Genomic DNA, 3,806 nt, shown 5'->3' on the forward strand with positions numbered 1-3,806 from the left:
ATGTTCAAGAAGCTGGAAACCTTGCTGTCGGACATCGAACGCATCAACAACAAGCTCGCACGCATGATGCCATGCCAGCCAGACCCGCCCACTGATGACCGCCGTGATAAACCCGACTCTGCCAACACTTAACGCCTATACTAAGGAGCCTTTCTGATGACCTTATCTGACCTGCTGCGCGATGTGCGCATGAGCTTTGCCCCCGCGCCGCAACCCACTTTCGGCAACCTTGACAACGCCACTAGTATGGCCCTGACGGCGGCCATTTTGCAGGCTGTCCCGTTCCTGTGGATGGTTTCTATCTTGGGGGTGGATGACCCGCACGCCCCGCGCTTTGACCCGCTCAAGCCGACCCTGCGCAGTGGCCGCAAGGCGCAAGCGCGTTTCATAGTTCCGGCCAAGCCGAGCAAGCGGGCTCACCAGTACGAAGAGATGGACAGCAGCGTTATCTGGACGTGGCAACAGCTGGCCCAGATGCTGGAAGGGCTCGACCAGCGCCAAGCCAACAACCTGCTCGAAGAGCTGGCCTTGGCTGCCTTTGGTGATGACCTGATACGGGTCGGTTTCCATGGCAAGTCTGCCGCCGTCAATACCGACCCTGTCGCCAACCCCAACGGGGAGGATGTGATGGTGGGCTGGCCCGCCTTGGCCAAGGCGGCTGACCCCGAGGGGCTGCGGGTGCTGCGCGATGCAGTCACCTTCTCCACAAGCGGCAAGGGCGATTTCGCCGATCTCGACAGCATGGTGTATGCCCTGATTGAGAAGTTGCCCGAGTCGTACCGCCAAGACCCGCGCTTGGTGGTGATGGTCGGTGGTGACCTGCTGCGCGCTCACCAGAAAGCCCACCTCAAGGCCGGACAGGTACGGGATAAAACCCAGCGCATGAAGATTGCGGATTTGGGTTTTGTCTCGCACCAGCATATGCCAGGCACCTATCTGGCCATCACGCTGGTCGAGAACCTGCAGGTGCTCACCGTCAACCATACCCACCGCCTGACTGCGGGCGATGTTGACGACTTGGCCAGCTGGGGCATTCGCTACAACCGCGCCCAGACCTACGCCTTGGGCGAGCCAACCGCCTACGCCGCTTTTGATGCCATCACCCTTGCAACCGAGGAGTAACCCCATGCAACAGACCCCCACCTTGCAGGCTGTGCCGACTGCCCCCGCTGTCACTCGTGCCAGTCGCCTGGATGAACATGTGGCCCTGTTTCAAAGCGAGCACAGCAAGCTGATGGAACTCGACCAAGAGATATTGACCTTGCGCGAGCAGCGCAAAAACCTGATGGCGCAAATCCCGTCCGCCAAGGCGCGCCGCGAGGAGCTGCGCCAAGGGCGGATTAACCAGCTGATGGGCGGGGTGGTGTCGCTGGAGGCGGCGCAGGAGTACCGCGAGTTGACCGAGCTGCTGGAGGATGCCAAGGCGGCAGCCAGCTTGTCGGAGTGTCAGGAGAAGCGTTTGGCGTTGCCGCTCTATCAGACCCAGCTGGCGGTGAACAGTGCCCAGAGCATGGTCGCCGGATGTTATGAAAGCTACCTCGACCACAAGCTGGCTCCCGCCATCTTGCCCAACCTCAAGCAGCAGCTGGCCGAACTGGCGGCCCTCACCCGCGCCAAGGGCTGCATCATCGGGATGGAAGGTGCGCGCCGCTGGGCGCTGAACGAATTGGGTTCGGCCCTCAAGGAGGCAATGAACGGCGAGCAGGTGGTGCTGGAGGGCGACAGCCCCGCCGCCCGTCAGGCGTTGCTCACCTCAACCCGTCCCCAGTGTGCCGATCTGCTGGCCCTGTGTGACAGTCCAGGCAAACGCCAATGCCTGCAACGGGAGTTGGAGGAGTAACCGCCCAGAAAAACAAAAGGGAGCCTGCCAGGGCTCCCTATTTGCTTACCCCACCCCCAAATCCAGAGGAGCAAGCCCATGCACCATAGCAAAGCCCCTGATCCCCAGCAAGAGTTGCATCCACAGATCAATTCGGATAGCCTTCCAATCACCAAGGGCCTAGACACCCCTTGGTACGGCTGGCGGATTAGACACCCGCAAGCGGCGACTCACGTAGGAAAATTTGTATCCCTTTCCCCCATTTCTGGCCTCTTGCCGGAGATCTATCCTGTTTTGGGGGCATGGGTCGGGAGCCAAAGAAAACGCCCCCACTGTGCCTGCCTACGTGAGCACTGTCTTGCGGCTACCCGATCCGCCCTGCGTCAACTTCACGTAGGGATAACCCAAATGATTTTCACCTTCCTGATCGCCACCCATGGCAAGGTCTCTGACCTTCACCGTATACGCACCATTTCTGCCGTCGCTGATACCGAAGCCCAAGCTCGCGCCAATCTGCCTGGCTTGCCACTCGTGTTTGTTGCCCGTATTCCCAATGCGAAAAGGGGGCAAGCATGAACACCCACCAAACCCCTTCAAAAGAGCTTACCCGCGTTACCGCTGAACTGGATACGTCAGTGTGTGCCCTTCATACCCTTTCCCATTTGTTGTCCGCCAGCGTGGATTGGGAGCGTAAGAGCCGCATCGACCATGAAGAGTTTACCTATGGCCTTTCTGGCCTGCTCAAGGCACTGGCGAAAGACATAGACACCAACTCTTGCCGGATCAGCGAGCTGAATGATCGGCTGCCTGGAGGTGAGTCATGACCTCTATTCGTATTGTCTCTGATGTCTCCCTGGCAGCCCGTGGGCAATGGCCCTTTATCCTGGCTGAACTTGGCCTATCACTTCCCAAGCGTGGCCAGCATGGCCCATGCCCCGCCTGCGGTGGCAAAGACCGGTTTCGGCTAGACGACAAGGAGGGGCGGGGCACCTGGATTTGTTCCCAGTGCGGCGCCGGTGATGGCTTAACCCTTCTGGCCAAGGCCACCCACAAGAGCACCAAGGAGGCCGCCCAAGAGGTGGCCACCTTGCTCGGGTTATCCCCAGACGGTCTCGATGCAAACGAGGTAGCCGCCCGCCGACAGAACGCTGAGCAGGTAGCAGCCAAAGCCAGACAGGATGAAGAGAAAGCCAAGCGCAAAGCCTGCACCAGGGCCGCCTCAATCATGGGGGATTGCGTTAAGGGCCGTAGCCCCTATCTCTCCCTCAAGCACTTGCCCGACTGGCTGGCAGATACCAATCAGACCCTGATCCGAGAAGCGCTGCACAACTTCCCCCAGGGGTCCCTGGTTATCCCTCTCACGGATGAACATGATCAGCTGGTTAACGTCCAGCTCATCGATCCCCAGGGCGAGAAGCGCTATTTGGCCGGCGGCCAGAAAGCAGGGGCATTTCACCGGTTAACCGGCGGGTTACGGGTGGCAATCTGTGAAGGCTACGCAACGGGTGTCTCTGTCCATTTGGCGACAGGGGCAACCGTCTATTGCGCCATGGATGCAAGCAATCTGCTAGCCGTGGCGGAGATAGCCAAGCGCCGAGAAGGGGCAGAGCCGATCCTGATTGCCGGTGACAACGACGCCCATATTGATGGCAACCCTGGCCAAGCCAAAGCCCAAGAAGCAGCAACAGCGATAGGGGGGCTGATCTGCCTTCCTGATGAAGCCGGTGACTGGAACGACTACCACCAGGCCCATGGGCTGCTCGATACCAAGAAGGCGATCATGACCTCATTCGCAGATACCAAGACCCCAGCAGAACAAACCCCCGAGTCGTCAGAGCTCCCCGACAGCTACAGCATGGGGAAAGATCGCCTCTTTGCCATGGAGTGGCGCGGCAAGGGGGAGGAGGCCGAACGGGTGCCGGTGCCTATCAGTTCCCCACTACATGTCAGGGCGATCACCCACACCGAGCAGGGCCAAGGCTTTGGC

General features: G+C 60.0%; 5 protein-coding genes. All 5 read left to right on the forward strand.

Going from position 1 to position 3,806, the window contains the following annotated elements:
• The first annotated feature begins 156 nt into the window (after positions 1–156).
• On the forward strand, positions 157–1,122 hold the full coding sequence (locus tag AACS18_RS01455) for a P2 family phage major capsid protein (RefSeq protein WP_108613516.1): 966 nt from the start codon (positions 157–159) through the stop codon (positions 1,120–1,122).
• Positions 1,123–1,126: 4 nt separating this feature from the next.
• Positions 1,127–1,840, forward strand: a complete 714-nt coding sequence (locus AACS18_RS01460) for a hypothetical protein (RefSeq protein WP_108613517.1) — start codon at positions 1,127–1,129, stop codon at positions 1,838–1,840.
• A 387-nt stretch (positions 1,841–2,227) separates the two neighbouring features.
• Positions 2,228–2,395, forward strand: a complete 168-nt coding sequence (locus AACS18_RS01465; RefSeq protein ID WP_236663931.1) for a host cell division inhibitor Icd-like protein — start codon at positions 2,228–2,230, stop codon at positions 2,393–2,395.
• Positions 2,392–2,643 carry a hypothetical protein gene (locus tag AACS18_RS01470; RefSeq protein ID WP_043851642.1) on the forward strand — a complete coding sequence of 84 codons (252 nt, stop codon included), beginning with the start codon at positions 2,392–2,394 and terminating at the stop codon, positions 2,641–2,643. Before AACS18_RS01465 ends, AACS18_RS01470 begins: the two co-directional genes overlap by 4 nt.
• The coding region (locus AACS18_RS01475; protein ID WP_146184832.1) for a primase-helicase zinc-binding domain-containing protein at positions 2,640–3,806 on the forward strand (1,167 nt) is incomplete at its 3' end. The genes AACS18_RS01470 and AACS18_RS01475, both read left to right, overlap by 4 nt.

The sequence above is a fragment of the Aeromonas sp. HMWF015 genome, assembly GCF_963878965.1.
In the GTDB taxonomy this organism is placed as follows: domain Bacteria; phylum Pseudomonadota; class Gammaproteobacteria; order Enterobacterales; family Aeromonadaceae; genus Aeromonas; species Aeromonas veronii.

What these genes read in the sequence shown, in the direction of transcription:
- AACS18_RS01455 (WP_108613516.1), top strand. Translation starts at nt 157, where the DNA reads ATGACCTTATCTGACCTGCTGCGCGATGTGCGCATGAGCTTTGCCCCC.
- AACS18_RS01460 (WP_108613517.1), top strand. Translation starts at nt 1,127, where the DNA reads ATGCAACAGACCCCCACCTTGCAGGCTGTGCCGACTGCCCCCGCTGTC.
- AACS18_RS01465 (WP_236663931.1), top strand. Translation starts at nt 2,228, where the DNA reads ATGATTTTCACCTTCCTGATCGCCACCCATGGCAAGGTCTCTGACCTT.
- AACS18_RS01470 (WP_043851642.1), top strand. Translation starts at nt 2,392, where the DNA reads ATGAACACCCACCAAACCCCTTCAAAAGAGCTTACCCGCGTTACCGCT.